Origin of the sequence: Eubacterium sp. AM05-23 (genome assembly GCF_003477535.1) — a bacterium.
Taxonomy (GTDB): domain Bacteria; phylum Bacillota; class Clostridia; order Eubacteriales; family Eubacteriaceae; genus Eubacterium; species Eubacterium maltosivorans.
The window spans coordinates 147,317-164,658 of sequence record NZ_QUDF01000009.1 but is presented as its reverse complement, the minus strand read 5'-3'; the positions used below and the strand labels follow the sequence as shown (position 1 = coordinate 164,658).

Sequence of the window (17,342 nt, the reverse complement as noted above, 5' to 3'; positions counted from 1 at the left end):
TTCTTTAAAATTTGTTGTATAATTATGCGGTCAATTAATTTTACAATTCGGGGTGTTCTTTTTTTGTTTAAGATTTCCAAAAAAGACTTGACAAAAAGGGGAGGTGGCTTTATCATTGATTTATGAAAAGCAATACATAGGACGTTCTTCGTTACACATTTAACAAATAGCGTTCTATTAAAAATTTTAGGCATAAAGGTAGGATGACCTACTAAGAAAGCAGAAAAGAGGTACTGAAATGGATCGTATGGTTGGTTTTATCGGACTCGGTATTATGGGAAAACCAATGGCTAAGAACCTGGTTAAAGGTGGATGCAGCCTTTTGGTAAACGATTTGAATGGGGAGGCAGTAAAGGAACTGACAGATATGGGCGCCCAGGCGGCAACCCTGAAAGAGATTGGTGAAAGATGTCCGGTTATTTTCACCATTCTTCCCAACGGCGGAATTGTTCAGTCGGTATTGTTTGGTGCTGACGGCGTGGCCGAGGGGATCAGAGAAGGCAGCATTGTTGTGGATATGAGCTCTGTGACGCCTACAGAATCGAAAGTCTGCGCCGAAAAACTGGCGCCTCTTGGTGTCGATTTCCTGGATGCGCCAGTAAGCGGCGGAGAACCCAAGGCCATTGACGGGACGCTGGCCTTTATGGTCGGCGGCAAGCAGGAAGCCTTTGACAAGATGACACCCTACTTTGACATCATGGGCGCATCGGCGCTGCTGGTCGGTGAAACTGGCAGCGGCTCTGTGACAAAGCTGGCCAATCAGGTTATCGTAAACCTGAACATCGCAGCTGTATCGGAGGCGCTGGTACTGGCGACAAAGGCCGGAGCCGATCCGGAGCTGGTTTACAAGGCCATCCGCGGCGGTCTCGCGGGAAGCACCGTTCTCGACGCCAAGGCGCCGCTGATGATCGACCGCAACTTTGTACCCGGCGGCAAGATTTCCATTAACCTGAAGGATATTAAAAACGTCATGGCAACCGCCCACGATATCGATGTGCCGCTGCCCATGAGCAGCCAGCTCCTGGAAATCATGCAGGCCCTGAAGGTAGACGGCCATCTGGAAGACGACCACGGCGGCATTGTACAGTATTTTGAAAAGCTGGCCGGTGTAGAAGTAAAACGCAAGGAAAAATAGGTGAGTGACATGGCAGAAAGATTAGACGCATCCATTTTAACAACCTTCAAGCCCATTCCGGAAAAAGAGGTTACTGCACAGCTGAATGAAGCCCTAAAGGGCTTTGACCGTAAAATTGTGGTTCTGGACGACGACCCCACTGGGGTACAGACTGTTCACGACATTTCCGTCTATACAGACTGGTCGGTTGACAGCATGCGCAAGGGCTTTGACGAAGAAAACAGTATGTTTTTCATCCTGACCAACTCCAGAGGGTTGACAGCCCCTGAGACCACAAAGGCTCACCGGGAAATGGCTAAGAACATTTTACAGGTCGCCAGGGAAACCGGCAAAAAATTTGTCGTGATCAGCCGGAGCGACTCGACCCTGCGCGGGCATTATCCACTGGAACCGGAAATTTTAAAGGACGTTATTGAGGCGGGTTCAGACCAGAAAATTGACGGTGAAATTATCTATCCGTTCTTTAAAGAAGGCGGCCGCTTTACCATTGACAACGTGCACTATGTGCAGGAAGGCGATGAGCTGGTGCCTGCGGGTGAAACCGAGTTCGCGAAGGATAAATCCTTTGGCTACAAGGCGTCTCATCTGGGCGAGTGGTGCGAAGAAAAATCCGGCGGCAAATACAAGGCTGAGGACGTGACCTTTATCGCGCTGGAGGATCTGCGAAACCTGGAAATCGACAAGATTACAGACCAGCTCATGCAGGTGAAGGATTTCAATAAAATTGTGGTCAATTCCATCGACTACGCCGATGTTAAGGTTTTTGCCATCGCACTGGTAAAAGCCATGAATCAGGGTAAAAACTTTATATTCCGCTCAGCCGCAGCCATCACAAAGGTGCTTGGCGGCGTGCCGGATAAGCCCATTCTCAGCCATGACGAACTGATTTTAGCAGAGAACAAAAACGGCGGTATCATCGTTGTCGGCTCCCATGTCAACAAGACAACCGCCCAGCTTGAGGAGCTTAAAAACTCGGACAAGCGCATTGAATTTATCGAGTTTAACCAGCACCGTGTGCTGGAAGAAAACGGGCTGGAACAGGAAGTAGAGCGGGTGGTAGACATTGTGGAAGCGGATATTAAGGCTGGCAAGACCGTCGCCGTTTATACCCGCAGGGACCGCTTCGACCTGGATACCGATGATAAGGATGAACAGCTTAAGGTGTCTGTCAAAATATCCGATGCGGTGACCAGCATTATCACAAACCTGTCCGTGCGGCCTAACTTTATTGTAGCTAAGGGGGGGATCACCTCCAGTGACATTGGCACCAAGGCGCTGCGGGTGCAGAAAGCGAATGTCATGGGCCAGATCAAGCCGGGGATTCCAGTATGGATGACCGGAGAAGAGAGCAAATTCCCGGGACTGCCCTATGTGATCTTCCCAGGCAATGTCGGCACCAATACCACGCTGAGAGAAGCAGTTGAGACCCTGATGGGGGACTGAAAGAGCAGTGAATAGTGGATAGTTGAGGAATGCTTTCGCCCTGCGGTCGCATATAATCAAATCTTAATCAAATCTGCAGGGCAGATTTGCACCTAAACTATCAACTATTTTAGGATTATTAACGGCCAACGCTGCCGTTTGATAAAATAAAATTTATATGAGGTGAACTTTATGAACATTTTCTTATCCTATCCATTGGACCCGAACGATTTAGCATGGCCAGGCGAACCGGTCATTAAAGTAAGACAGTGTACTGAAATCGGTGATGAAACCCCGTTCAACAGCTTTATGTCCGAGCTGCCAAACCACTGCGGCACCCATTATGATGCGCCGAAGCATTTTAATCCTGACGGGCTGAGAATCAACGAGTTGCCCATTGACTACTTTGTGTTTAAGAAGGTACTGCTTTTAGATATTCCGAAAAATGCCTGCGAAGGTGTAACCATCGAGGATTTACAGAAGCATGAGGAAGAAATTCAGCAGGCAGATCTGCTGCTGATCCGTACCGGCTTTGGTGAAGTAAGAAAAACAGATCCCAAGAAATACCAGATGGAAGGCCCATTCCTGACACCGGAAACCTGCCTGTATATGGTCAACACCTACAAGAACCTGAGATGCGTGGGCTTTGACTTCCTGGCAATCGGCTCTCCCTGCAATGATCTGGCAGCGCCGGCGCACCAGAATCTGTTAGGACTGAACACTGAAAAATTCATCACTGCAATCGAAGACATGAACCTGTCCGAATTAAAGGGCAAAATCAATTTTGTCGTTGCCGCTCCGCTGCGCATTGTGGGCGTAGACAGCAGCCAGGTCAGTGTTATTGCAGATTTAGACTAAAAAAGAGCCTCCGGGCTCTTTTTTTGGTGGAAGGTTGAAAGTGGAAGGTGGAAGGTTTTGGACCTTCAACTTTCAATCTCTTTGCTGTGCCAGAAGGTCATGCTCTTTTCCACAGCGGCGTCGATGCTTTTCACATCCTTTTCCTGAATACAGCGGAGGATTTCCTTGTGATAGCCCTCAGCCTTGTCAAAAAGCTCCTGGGTATTGATGGTATCCTCAATGGACAGGGAAAAGATTTCATAGATGCCGTTGACCAGCTTGGAAATATAGGGGTTGCCGCAGATATCCGCAATGGCAACGTGAAACTTGTAATCCAGGTAGGCAGCTTTTTCCTTGTCGCCGCTCTCATAGGCCTTACGGATATCCTTGATGATCTGGCTGAGGTGGACGATATCGCCGTCGGTGGCTTTTTTCATGGCTGTGCGCAGGACCATTTCCTCCATGCACTCCCTGAATTCCACCATATCCGGGTCGCTTTCGGCCTGGAAGATGATGCTGTAGATAATGGGGTTGAACACCGTGGGGGCAATATGGTCGCACACATAGGTGCCGTCGCCGCGGCGGATGTCCACCACGCCCAGGGCGGATAAAATTTTCATGGCCTCACGCAGGGAGTTCCGTCCCACGTTCAGCTCTTCCATGAGCTCAAATTCACTGGGGAGTTTTTCCCCTACTTTAAACTGTCCGGTAGAAATGGCTTTGACGATCCGGTCGATAATCTTGTCAACAATAGAGGAGTTATCAATGGGTGAAAGGGCATTTGCCGGTTTTTTTCTGTCGCTTGGCATAAATTCAAATCTCCTAAGGTCATCTAGTAGGATGTTTGGACATCCTGTTTGCACTTTATTATAACCTACCGGCAATGAATGATCAAATGTTTATTTAAGAATCGGAACGCCTTTCTCAGGACAGCGTGCTCTACAGGTCCTTATTCATAAAAATGCGCCTGGAGACCACATAGGACAGGAGGCCAAACGCCAGCACGAACACCGGGGAGCACCAGGCCAGAAGGGTGAGAGTCTGAGCTGAGAGGGGCCTTAGCGCAGGCAGATAGCTGCTGAAGCTTATAAAAATAAGAGTAGGAATCAGTACCACGATCATCAGGACATACCGGGCTTTTTCGACACCGAATTTGTAGATGATTGGCGTGGCGAGCGCGCCGAGAAACAGCGCCACCAGGGCCGAGCACAGGGTGCCGATGAGGATTTCCTCAATGGATACATGGATCATCTGGCCGATAACAAGGCTGAGAGCCAGTGTGATGACCGTGCCAAAGGCGCACAGCAGAAGGATGAAAAGGTATTTGCTTTTTACCAGGTCGGCCCGGCTCAGGGGCAGGGTCATGGCGAATTCGTCCCAGTGGTTGTAGCTGTCATAGTTGAAGCTGCTGAGGGCGCAGATCATGACCAGAATGGCGTTGACGCCTGAGAAAATACTGGTCGAGGCCATGCCAAAGGCCATAAAGATATACAGCACCATGAGCACAGCCAGTATCCTGAAATACCGGCGCATGCCGAGAAATTCTTTGATGATTAAGCCTTTCATTTTTGGTCTCCTTTTGTATAAAACACCATGATATCCTCAAGACTGGGGGTATCGACAATCATATCCCGAAAGCGGTTTCTCACGGCCACGGGGTTTTTGATCAGAGCCTGAACGTCAAAGCTTGAGCGCTGGACGCCCACCACGTCGGTGAGTGTGAGGGACTCGAACTGGCTTGGGCTGCACTTGAGGATGCCGTAGCTTTCGATGAGCGTATCCTTGGCCTCGCTGAACAGAATCTGCCCGTCGTGGATAAAGGTGATGTAGTCTGCCACCCGCTCCAGGTCGCTGGTGATGTGGGAGGACATGAGAATAGCGTGATTCTCATCCTCGATGAATTCCTGGAAGATGTCCAGAATTTCGTTGCGCACGACCGGGTCCAGCCCGCTGGTGGCCTCGTCCAGAATCAGGAGCCTGGGCCTGTGGGACAGGGCGGCGGCGATGGAAAGCTTCATTTTCATCCCCTTGGAGAGGTCCTTAAGCCGCTTGTCTGCAGGAAGCCTGAAGCGGGAGAGGAAATCCTCGAACAAGGCCTTATCCCAGGTTTTGTAGATATTGCCCATAATTTTCGTGATCTCGGGCGGGCGAAGGTCGTCGGGAAAGTTCTGGTCGGCAAAAACGACGCCCAGCTCTTTCTTGATGTCTTTTTCATTCTGCGCGGCGTCCATGCCCAGAATCTGCATGTCGCCGCTGTCGGGGTGGATCAGGCCCAGCAGTGCCTTGATGGTGGTGGTTTTGCCGGCGCCGTTTTCTCCGATAAAGCCCATGATGCTGCCTGAGGGCAGATTAAAGCTGACATCCTTCAGGGAAAAGCCGCTGTAGTGTTTGCTGAGGTTTTTAATTTCGATGGCGTTTTGAGTGTCCATTAGCTGTCTCCTTTGTAGAGTAATGTGATAAGTTCGGTGAGCTCGGAAAGGGTGAGGCCACAGCCCTGCGAGAGTTCAACGGCCTGTTCCAGGAGTTCTTGTATCTGGCGGTAGTTTTCTTCGCGGATGAACTCGGTGTTTTTCTGGGCGACAAAGCTGCCCTTGCCCGGAGCGGTCTCAATAAACCCGTCCTGCTCCAGATCGGCGTAGGCCCGCTTGGTGGTGATGACGCTGATGCGCAGCTCCTTTGCCAGAACCCGCATGGAGGGCAGGGCGTCGCCGGGCCTTAGCTCGCCTGTAATGATCTTATTTTTAATCTGCGTGGTGATCTGTTCATAGATCGGCTTTCCACTGCTGTTGCTGATGATAATATCCATGGATGATCCTTTCAAAAGTTATACTGTATATATACGATATATACAGTATATACTCGCTTGAAGGACTTGTCAAGAAAAATTTTGCTGCGTGCTCAGCCCCTGCTTTCCGGAGAAAGCAGTTTACGCGCCAGTTCGGTCTTTTGCTTCTGACGGGCGGGGCGCTGGCTTTGCCCCTCGAAAAGCATGGGGCTGCACATTTCATTGATACGGTCTTAAATGCGGCGCTGGGCCATGTTTTTGGGATTTTTGAGCTGCTCGGGCGTCAGGTTGGTGGTGATGATGGTGGGCTTTCCGCTTTTGTAGCGGGCGTCGATAAGGTTGTAAATCTGCTCCAGGGTAAACTCACTCTGGCGCTCGATGCCAAAGTCGTCAATCAGCACCAGGTCATAGGCGGCCAGGCGGTCGTAGTACTGGCTCCGGCTCCGGTCGCTTTCAAACTCGCCGGGCAGGTCGTCTCTCAGGCGGGTGAGGCTGGTGCCCAGGACATTGTAGCCTTTGTCGTTCAGGACGTTGACGATGCAGCCGGCCGTAAAGGTCTTTCCGGTGCCCACATCGCCGTAAAACAGCAGGCCGATATTTTCACTGCGGCTTGTATCAAACTGGGCGACGTATCGCTTTGCTTTTTCGATGGCGCCGGGGCAGGCGCCATTGTCGGCCTCAAAGGTCATTCTGCGCAGGGCAGGGTCCTGAATATGGGAGGCCTTCCGTTGTTTTTTCCGTTCGGCCTGCTGACGGGCCTTAAAGGCCTGGTCGCGCTGGTCGCGGGCTTCGGTTTTGCACTGGCACAGGCAGGACACCTTTTTTCTGACGTGACCAAAAACCACCCATGTCTCCATGGGGGTGTGGCAGAGGGAACAGTGCTTAAGTCCGTCCACTTCATAGAACTCCTGGCTGCCGGCGTTGGGATTGGGAATTGTGGCTTCAAAATTCACAGGCTTTCTCCTTTGCTTGCGGTGTAATCTGGAATGGGGCTGTCTGGCTGATTTTTGTGCTTTTCCGCGTCTCGGCGGTAAAAGCTGAGAATGGTATGGTAATGGCTTTTGTAGCGCTTGCTGGCGGTTTTTGGGCCAATCTGGCCAATGTACTCGTTAAGCCGGTCGATGTAGCGCAGGGTGTCGGGTTCTCCCAGACGTTCGGTGAGCCTTGCGCGCTCGTTGGGAGTGAGGGTGACGAAGTCGCCATAGCACTCTTTGAGTTGGTCTGGTTTGCTTTGGTTTGGTTTATTTAATGTGTCCGGAACCGTATCCAGAACTGTGTCCGGAACCATGTCCGGAACTGTATCCGGAACCGTGTCCGGTTTTGACGTTTTTTTGCCGTTGCCTCCGGCTTTAACCAGATCCACAAGGTGATAAATCCCGCATTGGTTTTTGCCCCCTTTTGAATAAGCCAGAAAACCGCCTTCACAGAGCTCCTTCCGTGCAACCTGCATCCGTGTCAGGCTGAGGCCGCTGAGCCCGCAGATTACGGAATTGGCCGCGGTAAAGCGGTCTGGGAAATACAGGTCGTTAGCGTATTCCAGAAGAATGGCATAAAGGGCAATGGCGTTTGATGAAAGCGGGCTGGCCAGTCGCTTTCTTCGGTAGGCGTTGAGCTGTTTGAGATAATCCATGTTTTTCCTCCTTTGGAGATGCTTCTACTACATACATACTTTTTTTGACAAAAATATCAACGGTTTGTTTAACGGAATTTCAAATAAAATGAAATTTTCAATCGTAATAAAAGAATAAAAATGATTTAATGCCAAATGGGCAACTTTTTTGTTCGGTTTATTCTTGTATACATAGGGGCAAATGCAGTTCCTACTATGAACATACCGAATTTTCTGAAATTGGGCGACACCTTTAAGAAATAATTCCTTTACCCTTATTTCACGTGTAGAAGCCTCTATTCATACAATGGAAAAAAGGAGGCGGATTTTACCGGATTTTGTTCAAAAAAAGAAAAAACTGGATATAATAAAAAAAAGACCGCGTAGAGCGGTCGCAGACTGTCGAAAAACTTTATCATGAGAACATAAAGCGTTAAAAAGAGGGGTGTTTAATGGAGAATGGAAAATTGAGAATGGAAAATGATTGAACCCTTTTTCTGTCGAAAAAGCGATTGAAACAGCGGCCTTTGGCCGCAAATCCAATCAAAATGCGCAGCATTTTTTTCCTCTAATTCTCCATTCTGCATTCTCAATTCTCCATTGAAACAGCCTCTGGATTTAACCTTGAATCACGCGCTCGATTTTTCACACACCCGTACTCAAGCGCTCAGCCTTCCATCCCCGGCCCATTGCGTCAGCGGCCAGGATGGCATGGTAGATGATTTCGGAGTTGACGGTGACAGGCTCGGCGACAATGTGCCTGGCCTTTGCGGCGCGCTCGGCTACCCGGCGAAGATCGGTCTCCATACTGGCCTCCAGGCCGATTTCGGCAAGGGTGACGGGCAGTCCCACACTGGTGGAAAAGGCCAGGACCTCCTCGATCTCCGCTTTCGGGCGGTTTTCGAGCACCAGCTGGCACAGGGTGCCAAAGGCTACGATCTCACCATGGGTGTAATTCCGGCAGGCCTCCACGGCAGAAAAGCCGCTGTTCAGTGAGTGCGCCCCTGCGCAGCCCACACATTCCACGCCCAGTCCGCTGAGCAGGGTGTTGGCCTCGATGATATTTTCCAGGGCCTCGGTACAGGCGCCGGCTTCGGCAGCCTGCTTAGCCTTCAGGCCGTCCTCAAGCAGCACCTGGTAGCACAGCTCAGACACTGCCATGCCGGCCAGGGTGGTGCGGTAGCCCTTGCCGATGCGGTTGGCGGTATTGGATTCCTGATGCGCCCTGGCCTCAAAATAAGTGGACAGGGCGTCGCCCATGCCGGATACCAGCAAACGGACAGGCGCCTTAGAGACGATTTTGCTGTCGACCAGAATGAGGTCGGGATTGCGTTTGAAGTAGATGGTCTCAGCGTGGACACCCTCCTCGGTGTAGGTAACTGAGAGGGCCGAGGTGGGCGCGTCTGTGGCGGCTGAGGTCGGAGCGATGACAATGGCTGCCGAAGCCTTGATCCCTGTGTATTTGGCGGCGTCGATGGTCTTGCCCCCTCCGATTCCCACGACAACATCGCTGCTGTAGCCTGAGGCGATGGCGGCCAGGCGTTCAAGCTCTGTGATAGTAGTTTCACCGCCGAATTTGACCGATTCGATGACAGCGCCGGCCGTTTCAAACTGGTCCTTTAAGGCAGGCGAAAGGGTATCGTAAAAAAACGGGTCAATGATGGCAAGCACCTTTTTTCCGTAGTCGGCTGTATAGTCATGAAGGCGCTCAAGCTCGCCGTAGCCCTGAATGTAGCGGCTGGGGGAGCCAAATGCGCGCGTGGTGGATGTAAGCATGTGTAAAAACCTCCTGATGTAAATGAATTTGGGAGTATTATACCATATTGCCAGGGAGAGGCAAAGTCTGAAGCGCCATCTTCAACCTGGCACTTTTCACTTTAAGGGAATCCTGTTATAATAAGCTAAAAGAAAGTGAGGGATTCATATGAACCATCAGGGAACGCGCAAAATTGAAACCGGGCGACTGGTGCTGCGTCAGTTTTCCATTGACGACGCAGATGCCATGTACCTGAATTGGGCGGGAGACCCGGAAGTCACCCGTTTTTTAAGCTGGCCCACACATGAGAGCGTGAAAGCCTCCCGTGCGGTCATTGAGGAGTGGCAGAATAACGCCATCCTGCTGGACGATTATAACTGGTGTATCACCTGCAGAGAAACCGGCGAGCCCATTGGAAGCCTCGGCGTTGTCCGGATCGATGAGGCGGCAGAGGCTGTGCATGTGGGCTACTGTATCGGCCGTAAATACTGGAACCAGGGGCTCACCACAGAGGCCCTGTCAGCGGTGATTGGCTTTTTCTTTGAGGAAGTGGGCGTGAACCGCGTTGAGGCTCTGCACGCTGTTGAAAACCCGGCGTCCGGGAGCGTCATGCAGAAGTGCGGCATGACAAAAGAAGGGGTGCTCCGGGAATACAATGTGAACAACCATGGCCTCTGCGACGCCGTGATTTACAGCATTTTGCGCCGCGAATGGCAGAAAGCAGCGGGCTGAACCCTTGCAGAGCCATGAAAGAAATGGTATAGTGTTGGTAGAAAAGGGCGGTGAAGTGAATGCTGCATGTAGAACGCAGAAAAGAAATACTCAATAAAATCCTGAAAGAGGGTTCCGTAAAGGCTGACGCGCTGGCAAAAAAATACGAAGTAGGCGTGCCGACCATCAGGAGGGATTTAAAATACCTGGCAGAGGAGTACGGCATTGAGCTGACCTACGGGGGCGCCTATGCCAAGGAAAGCCTGGCCAGCCAGACCACTGTGGAGATGAACATTGCCCAGAAGAAGCTGCAAAACCTGGATGAAAAACGGATCATCGCGCAAAAGGCGGCAAAGCTGATCAAGGATGGGGATACCATCGCGCTGAACTCAGGCAGTACGGTTGAGCTGGTTCTCGATTACCTGGAGGATATGAAAAGCCTGAACGTCATAACCCTGTCGCTGAATGTGGCCCTCAAGGCCTCCACAGTAAAGGGTGTGAATGTCTTTATGCCTGGCGGGCGGCTGCGCAGTATTTCCGGTGCTTTTTATGGAAAGGATGCGGACGATTTCCTCAGGAAGTTTAACATTGACAAGGCCTTTATGGGTGTTTTGGCTGTTTCCATCCCCAAGGGCGTGACCCACAGCTCGCTGGAAGAGATCGAGGTTAACCAGACCCTGGCCGAGATCAGCCAGAAATGCTATCTCATGGCCGACTACACCAAGTTTGACAAGATATCTCTGGCCAAGATGTTCGACCTTAATATTTTCGAGGCCTTCATCGTCGATGGTAAAGAGCCGGAAATTTACAGGGAATACGCCCGTAATAACGGGATTGACATCCTGTGAAATCGTAAAAATATCTTTAATATCAGAATTAGCTATTGACATCGATTTATAAACATGCTATTATTGAATAAATTAATACGTATTGGTTTGAGATTGTAGAAACCGCAATAAATAAATGGGAGTGCTTTCCTGTTTGTTTATCGCGGTTTTTTTCTATCTTAAATCATTGGAAAGAGGCCACTCCAATGATCACTAAGGAACAAATGAAGACTTTTAAAGCATACCCGGTTATTGCCGCTGTGCGGACGCCAGAGAATTTCAGGCAGGCCCTCGAGTCAAAAGTGCGGGTGCTGTTTATGGTAGGAGGCGATTATTTTAAAGCAGAAAAGCTGATTAAGGAATTTAAAGAACGAAATGGACTGGTATTCCTGCACATGGACCTGATTGAAGGCATTGGACGGGACATCGGCGGCATTCGATACGCGGTGGAGCACACCGGAATTGATGGCGTCATCTCGACCAAAAGCCATATTCTGAAGCTGGCGGCTAAGGAAAACCTGATCACCGTGCACCGGATTTTCCTCATGGACAACCAGGCGCTGGAAAGCGGCATTAACCTGTTTAAGGCGTCGAAGCCGGATATTATCGAGCTGACGCCAGGGCTGATCCCGCGGATCGTGCGCAAGGTAAGCAATGAATTTGATCAGCCTGTGATCACAAGCGGGCTGGTTTCAAAGCCGAGCGACGTTAAAACAATGATACAGGCAGGCGCCATGAACATTGTGTGCAGCTGCGAGGCGCTTTGGAATTTGTAAAAAGGAGAGAAAAGAATGAATTCGAGAGAACGTGTGATGGCAGCGGCCAGCCACCAGGAGCCCGACCGGGTGCCGGTGGATATGGTCCTGACCATTGATGTATACAGAGATATGAAAAGACTGCTGAAGATGGACCATCTTCCAGACACACCCAGAATGGGCCACTGGACCGATGTCCAGATGCCGCTGGAGATGATCCAGGCGCTGGATCTGGACATGTACTACATTTCGCCAAGATCGGCCAAATCAGCCCATTCCAGACAGTTTGACGATGGCAGCTTTACCGATGAATGGGGCTGTTATTGGAAAAAGACCATGATCGACGGCGGACATTTTTACTTTGAGCTGCAGAACCCGCCTCTGGCCGACGCCACTATCGAGGATCTGGAAAGCTACGACTGGCCCGACCCCACCGATCCGGCGCGCTACCAGGGCCTGCGCGAGGAGATGCAGATGGTCCGGGACAAAAGCGACCTGGCGATTCTGGCAAAATTTGCCGGCGCTGTCTTCGAGGTGGCCACCTATATGCGCGGTCACGAGCGCTGGTACCGTGACCTCATCAACAATCAGGAATTTGCCCACGCGCTGCTGGATAAAGTCTGTCAGATACAGAAGGAAATCGACCGTGTCTGCATCGACGCGGTGGGTGAATACGTGGATATTCTGCGCCTGAGCGGCGAGGATCTGGGCACACAGGACAGCCCGCTCATTTCACCGAGAACCTTCCGGAAGGTGGTAAAACCCCATCTCGAGGAGCTCTGGGTGAGCGCGAAGACAGAGCTGCGGAAGAAGAATCCCAACGGCAAGGTCATGCTTCACAGCTGCGGCTCGATCCGCCCCTTTATCCCGGATCTCATCGACTGTGGCATCGACATTCTGGACCCGGTACAGCCGGGCGCCAACCACATGAACCGTTACGAGCTGAAACAGGAATTCGGTGATAAAATCGTCTTTCACGGCAACATCGATATTCAGAAAGTACTGCCCTTTGGCACAAAGGACGAGATCACCCAGGAAGTGCGCGACGCCATTAAGGCACTGGCGCCAGGCGGCGGCTTTCTGCTGTCACCGGCCCACAATGTTCAGAGCGATGTGAGCGCGGAAAATCTGGTGCATATGATCGAATGTGCCCACGAATTCGGCGTTTATCCCATTCAATTGTAAGCGAATAAAAAATAATTTTTGGAGAGAGTAGAGATGAAAAATTATATTAGTGGAATCGATATCGGAACAACCGGCGTAAAAGTGATTATTTTTGACATGGAGGGCGCCACTGTCAGCAGCGCTTACCGTGAGTATCCCTGTACCTTTCCGCAGTCGGGATGGGTAGAACAGGACGGGGAAATGACCTGGCAGCAGACTTGCGAGGCCACCCGGGAAGCCATCGCCAAGGCAGGCATTGATCCTGCGGAAATCCGCGCCATCGGCCTTTCCACCCAGCGCTGTACCTTTACCCCGGTGGATGAAGCCGGCATGCCTCTGCGGTCTGCCATCTCCTGGCAGGACAGCCGTTCCTTTGAGGAATGTGAAGAGATCAGCCGCCTGGTGGGCGCGGAGCGTTATTATGAGATCACCGGCCTGCCGGTAGGCACGACCTGGTCAGTCAGCAAGATCATGTGGATCAGGAAACACCAGCCGGAGATTTATGCGAAAACTTATAAGTTTGCCATGGATCAGGAGCGTATTTTAAACAAGCTCGGCGCAGAGGGTTACTTTGAGGACTGGTCCAATGGGTCCCTGCAGGGGCTGATGGACATCAAAGCCTTTGAGTGGAGCGATGAGCTGATCGAGGCTCTGGAGCTTGACAAATCTAAGCTGCCGACCCTGGTGCCGTCGGGCAAGGTCGTTGGAAAAATATCAAAAGAGAGCAGTGTGCTCACAGGCTTTGCCGAGGGAACGCTTCTGGTTTCAGGCGGCGGCGACCAGCAGTGTGCCGGTATTGGCGCAGGTGCGGTGAAAAAAGGTACCATTGAGGTAACCATTGGCACCGCAGGTGTCACCCTTGCTTATATGGACGAGCCCATCTACGACGGCAGCATGCGCCTGCCGTGCTCAGCCCATACGGTTGCGGGCAAGTGGGAAACAGAAGGCCTGCAGAACGCGGCCGGAAGCTCCCTGAAATGGTACCGGAACGAATTTGCCGTACCAGAGATAGAAAAAGCAAAAGCGCTGGGAGTTGACCCTTACGATCTGATCAATGAACAGGTAGAGGGGATACGCCCCGGCAGCGACGGGCTGATCTGTATCCCGTACTTTGCCAGCTCGGCAGCGCCGAACTGGGACCCCTTTGCCCGCGGAACCTTTATCGGCCTGACCCTGGGCCACAGCCGGCAGGCCATGGCGCGGGCCATTATGGAAGGCGTTACCTACGAAACTCGCGAGATCATCGACCAAATGATTACAAACGGTGTCGAGGTTGATGAGATTGTGCTGAGCGGCGGCGCCGCAAAATCCGACGTCTGGAACCATATCCAGGCAGACATTTACGGCAAGTCCTGCAGTATTCTGGCCGTAGAAGAAGCCACAGCGCTGGGCGCAGCAATTCTGGCGGCCGTGGGAGCAGAGCTCTACGCAAACGTGCGTGAAGCCGTTGCCCATATGGTGAAGATTGTGGCGGTTTGTGAGCCCGATATGCAGCGGCACGCGCTGTATAATGAATATTTTGAAATATACAAGGATGCCTACCAGGCGCTGAGAAAGGCAGACGTCTACGAACGCCTGGTGAAACTGGCATTAAAATGAGAAAACAGAGGAGACAAGAATGAATATATTGGATCAGATTAAGAATGCAGTTTATGAAGGTTTAGAGGACGATACGCCGTCCCTGGTGCAGGCTGCAGTGGACGAGGGAGCCAGTCCACAGGCTGTTCTGGATACCATGATGGCAGCCATGGAGATGGTGGGAGAGGAGTTTAAAAACGAAGAGATATACATACCGGAGGTGCTGTGCTCGTGCTACGCCATGCAGAATGGGTCAGAGGTGCTGAAGCCGCTGCTCACTGAAAACCAGCAGACAGCCGCCGGAACCATTGTGCTGGGAAGTGTAAAGGGAGATATGCACGATATTGGTAAAAACCTGGTAAAAATGATGTTTGAGGGCCGCGGCTTTAAGGTAGTGGATATCGGCATCGACGTGCCTGAGGAGCGCTTTGTGGAGGCCGCTGTACAGGAAAGAGCGGACATCGTGGCCTGTTCTGCGCTGTTGACCACCACCATGCCCGAAATTCCTAAAATCGTTAAGGCTTTTGAGGATGCGGGCGTTCGGGAGCAGTTTAAGATTATGATTGGCGGAGCGCCCATTACGCAGGATTTCTGCGATAAAACAGGCTGTGACGCCTTTGCCAAGGACGCGGGAAGCGCCGCCGAGACAGCCGTACAGATCTGTAGTCATTAACAGAATTTAAGCACACTGTGGAGACCAGTGTGCGGATACGGTTGGCAAAGTCGTTCATGAGCTGCAAAGAGAAGCATGAAGCTTTGAGAGTTGAAAATTGAAGGTGGAAAGTGGAAGGTTATGGAACGTTTTCTCTTTGGCTCAAGCGATTTAAACAGCGGCCTTTGGCCGCATTCAATCAAATCGGCCAAAGGCTGATTTGAACCTGAACTTTCAACCTTCAACTATCCACTTTCAACTTAAAAAGCCTCTTTATTAACGTTTTGTCTCCTAATATTAAAGTTTGACTATACTCTGAGCACGCTGTTGGAGACCAGTGTGCTTTTTTAATTGTAAAATTTGCAAAATTTAAAAATGAGTTGACAAACAACCAAAAAGCATATAATATTAACATAAAGTCAATACAAAATACATAAAAAGTGAATATGTAAAGCATTTACAAGCGAAAGAGGAAAGGAGGTTTCTGACACCGTAGCTGAGCATAAGGAAGACAACTGAATAATCATTTTTTGAGGAGTAAAGGAGTAAAAAATGAAAAACTATGTTTTAGTCATTGACGAAGGAACAACTGGTACCAGAGCGCTGATTTTTGACAGGGAATTTAATATTGTGTCCCAGTGCTATGAAGAATTCACACAGTACACACCGAGCGAAGACAAGGTTGAACACGACGCCATGGAAATTTACGACAAGAGTGTTCGGATGTGTAAGGAAGCCATGCTGTCAGGCGGCGTGGCGCCAGAAGAGATCGCCGCCATCGGCATTACCAACCAGCGGGCCACCTGCCTGGTATGGGATAAAAACACCGGCGTGCCGTTATACAACGCCATTGTCTGGCAGGATAACCGCACCGCGGCCCTGTGTCAGGAAATCAACGACAGTGAATGGGGAGAAAAAGCCCGCAAAGCCACAGGCTGGACAGTAGCGCCGGTTTATTCCTCTCTCATGCTGCACTGGTATCTTGAAAATGTACCGGAGATCAAAGAAAAGATCGAATCCGGCGAAGCGCTTTTCGGCACCATTGACACCTGGCTGATCTGGAAGCTGACCGGCGGAAAAAGCCATGTGGTCAGCTATTCCAACGCATCTGTTATGGGGAGCCTGGATCTCCAGACAGGTAAGTGGTACACCGAATTTTTAGACTATCTGGGCATCTCAACCGACATTTATCCAGAGATCGTTAACGACTCCGGTAATTACGGCGCCACAGATCCAGATATTTTCGGAGCCGGGATTCCCATCTGCGGCGCCATTGCTGACCAGCATGCCGCGCTTTACGCCCAGGGCTGCCGTTCCAAGGGGACCTGCAAGATCACCAACGGTACAGGCTCATTCTTAGACATCAACATCGGCGGCGAATGTGTCGTCTCAGACCAGGGCTTAAACACAGTTATCGCCTGGAAGATCGGGGATGAGGTGAGCTATGCGCTGGAAGGCTTTGAAGCCGTCACAGGCTCAGCGGTTCAGTGGCTGCGCGACGGCCTTCAGGTCATCGGCAAATCCAGTGAATCTGAGCCTCTGGCGCGGTCCGTTGAGGACTCTAACGGGGTTTACTTTGTTCCCGCGCTGGCAGGGCTCAGCGCACCTTATCACGATCCCTATGCCAGAGGCACCATTTTCGGCATCAGCCGCGGCACCACCAAGGCCCACATTGTACGGGCAACGCTGGAAGGGGTCGCTTACCGCTTAAAGGACATTCTGGATGTCGTCGAAAAAGAATCCGGCGTAAAGATGACCGATATCCGTATTGACGGCGGCGCCTCCATGAACGATTTGCTGGCACAGCTCATGGCAGATATGCTTGACGCCCGTGTCGACCGGCCGTTATCCGTCGAAGCCACCAGTCTTGGCGCAGCCGAAATGGCCGGCCTGGCAGCAGGCCTCTGGACCGAAGCCGATTTCGACAAGTCTCTTGAAATCGACAAGTCCTTTGAGCCGGCCATCACACCGGAAAAACGCGAAGAGCTGTACGCAGGCTGGCGTGAAGCCATCGAGCGCTCCATCGGCTGGCGCAAGCAGGCATAGGGACGAGTAAAGGAATAAGCAAAAAAGGTAGAGGTGAAGGGGAAAAGGTGGACTGTTTAAGTTTT

The 17,342-nt window shown here is 51.2% G+C and carries 17 protein-coding genes; 10 read left to right on the top strand and 7 right to left on the bottom strand.

Features of this window, described 5'->3' with window-relative positions; genetic code table 11:
- The first annotated feature begins 238 nt into the window (after positions 1-238).
- The 3 genes from garR (at position 239) to DW091_RS13970 (ending at position 3,415) form a co-directional block, all read left to right on the top strand.
- On the top strand, positions 239-1,135 hold the full coding sequence (garR, locus tag DW091_RS13980) for a 2-hydroxy-3-oxopropionate reductase (RefSeq protein WP_074616126.1): 897 nt from the start codon (positions 239-241) through the stop codon (positions 1,133-1,135).
- A gap of 9 nt (positions 1,136-1,144) precedes the next feature.
- Positions 1,145-2,578, top strand: coding sequence for a four-carbon acid sugar kinase family protein (locus tag DW091_RS13975; protein ID WP_118518465.1), 1,434 nt, complete (start codon positions 1,145-1,147; stop codon positions 2,576-2,578).
- A gap of 171 nt (positions 2,579-2,749) precedes the next feature.
- Positions 2,750-3,415: a cyclase family protein gene (locus tag DW091_RS13970; protein ID WP_058695003.1), complete on the top strand. Its 666-nt coding sequence runs from the start codon at positions 2,750-2,752 to the stop codon at positions 3,413-3,415.
- 65 nt (positions 3,416-3,480) lie between these two features.
- Here the strand turns inward: DW091_RS13970 and DW091_RS13965 are convergent, their stop codons facing one another.
- The 7 genes from DW091_RS13965 to DW091_RS13935 all read right to left on the bottom strand — a co-directional run bounded on the left by DW091_RS13965 (position 3,481) and on the right by DW091_RS13935 (position 9,564).
- The gene (locus DW091_RS13965; protein WP_058695002.1) at positions 3,481-4,203 is read right to left on the bottom strand and encodes a FadR/GntR family transcriptional regulator; all 723 of its coding nucleotides are present in this window, start codon (positions 4,201-4,203) and stop codon (positions 3,481-3,483) included.
- A gap of 130 nt (positions 4,204-4,333) precedes the next feature.
- Positions 4,334-4,960, bottom strand: coding sequence for an ABC-2 transporter permease (locus DW091_RS13960; protein WP_058695001.1), 627 nt, complete (start codon positions 4,958-4,960; stop codon positions 4,334-4,336).
- Positions 4,957-5,823: an ABC transporter ATP-binding protein gene (locus DW091_RS13955; protein WP_118518460.1), complete on the bottom strand. Its 867-nt coding sequence runs from the start codon at positions 5,821-5,823 to the stop codon at positions 4,957-4,959. The genes DW091_RS13960 and DW091_RS13955 overlap by 4 nt, the downstream gene beginning before the upstream one ends.
- A complete protein-coding gene (locus DW091_RS13950; RefSeq protein ID WP_058694999.1) occupies positions 5,823-6,200 on the bottom strand; it encodes a GntR family transcriptional regulator in 378 nt (125 codons plus the stop codon). Before DW091_RS13950 ends, DW091_RS13955 begins: the two co-directional genes overlap by 1 nt.
- A gap of 212 nt (positions 6,201-6,412) precedes the next feature.
- Positions 6,413-7,132, bottom strand: a complete 720-nt coding sequence (locus tag DW091_RS13945; RefSeq protein ID WP_118518459.1) for an ATP-binding protein — start codon at positions 7,130-7,132, stop codon at positions 6,413-6,415.
- Positions 7,129-7,809: a hypothetical protein gene (locus tag DW091_RS13940; RefSeq protein WP_118518458.1), complete on the bottom strand. Its 681-nt coding sequence runs from the start codon at positions 7,807-7,809 to the stop codon at positions 7,129-7,131. Before DW091_RS13940 ends, DW091_RS13945 begins: the two co-directional genes overlap by 4 nt.
- Positions 7,810-8,433: 624 nt before the next feature.
- The gene (locus DW091_RS13935) at positions 8,434-9,564 is read right to left on the bottom strand and encodes a glycerol dehydrogenase (RefSeq protein ID WP_118518457.1); all 1,131 of its coding nucleotides are present in this window, start codon (positions 9,562-9,564) and stop codon (positions 8,434-8,436) included.
- 148 nt (positions 9,565-9,712) lie between these two features.
- Here DW091_RS13935 and DW091_RS13930 point away from each other — a divergent pair, with 148 nt between their 5' ends.
- From DW091_RS13930 to DW091_RS13900, 7 genes are all read left to right on the top strand, one after another.
- The gene (locus DW091_RS13930) at positions 9,713-10,276 is read left to right on the top strand and encodes a GNAT family N-acetyltransferase (RefSeq protein WP_118518456.1); all 564 of its coding nucleotides are present in this window, start codon (positions 9,713-9,715) and stop codon (positions 10,274-10,276) included.
- A gap of 59 nt (positions 10,277-10,335) precedes the next feature.
- Positions 10,336-11,103 (top strand): DeoR/GlpR family DNA-binding transcription regulator, encoded by a 768-nt coding sequence (locus DW091_RS13925; protein ID WP_058694993.1) that lies wholly within the window; start codon positions 10,336-10,338, stop codon positions 11,101-11,103.
- A 185-nt stretch (positions 11,104-11,288) separates the two neighbouring features.
- Complete coding sequence (locus DW091_RS13920; protein ID WP_083336992.1) at positions 11,289-11,858, top strand: glycerol-3-phosphate responsive antiterminator; 570 nt, start codon at positions 11,289-11,291, stop codon at positions 11,856-11,858.
- 15 nt (positions 11,859-11,873) lie between these two features.
- Positions 11,874-13,022 carry a uroporphyrinogen decarboxylase family protein gene (locus DW091_RS13915; protein WP_118518455.1) on the top strand — a complete coding sequence of 383 codons (1,149 nt, stop codon included), beginning with the start codon at positions 11,874-11,876 and terminating at the stop codon, positions 13,020-13,022.
- Positions 13,023-13,055: 33 nt separating this feature from the next.
- On the top strand, positions 13,056-14,600 hold the full coding sequence (locus tag DW091_RS13910; RefSeq protein WP_118518454.1) for an FGGY family carbohydrate kinase: 1,545 nt from the start codon (positions 13,056-13,058) through the stop codon (positions 14,598-14,600).
- A 19-nt stretch (positions 14,601-14,619) separates the two neighbouring features.
- The gene (locus DW091_RS13905) at positions 14,620-15,252 is read left to right on the top strand and encodes a corrinoid protein (RefSeq protein ID WP_058694989.1); all 633 of its coding nucleotides are present in this window, start codon (positions 14,620-14,622) and stop codon (positions 15,250-15,252) included.
- Between the two features lie 531 nt (positions 15,253-15,783).
- Complete coding sequence (locus DW091_RS13900; protein WP_058694988.1) at positions 15,784-17,277, top strand: glycerol kinase; 1,494 nt, start codon at positions 15,784-15,786, stop codon at positions 17,275-17,277.
- Positions 17,278-17,342 lie beyond the last annotated feature (65 nt).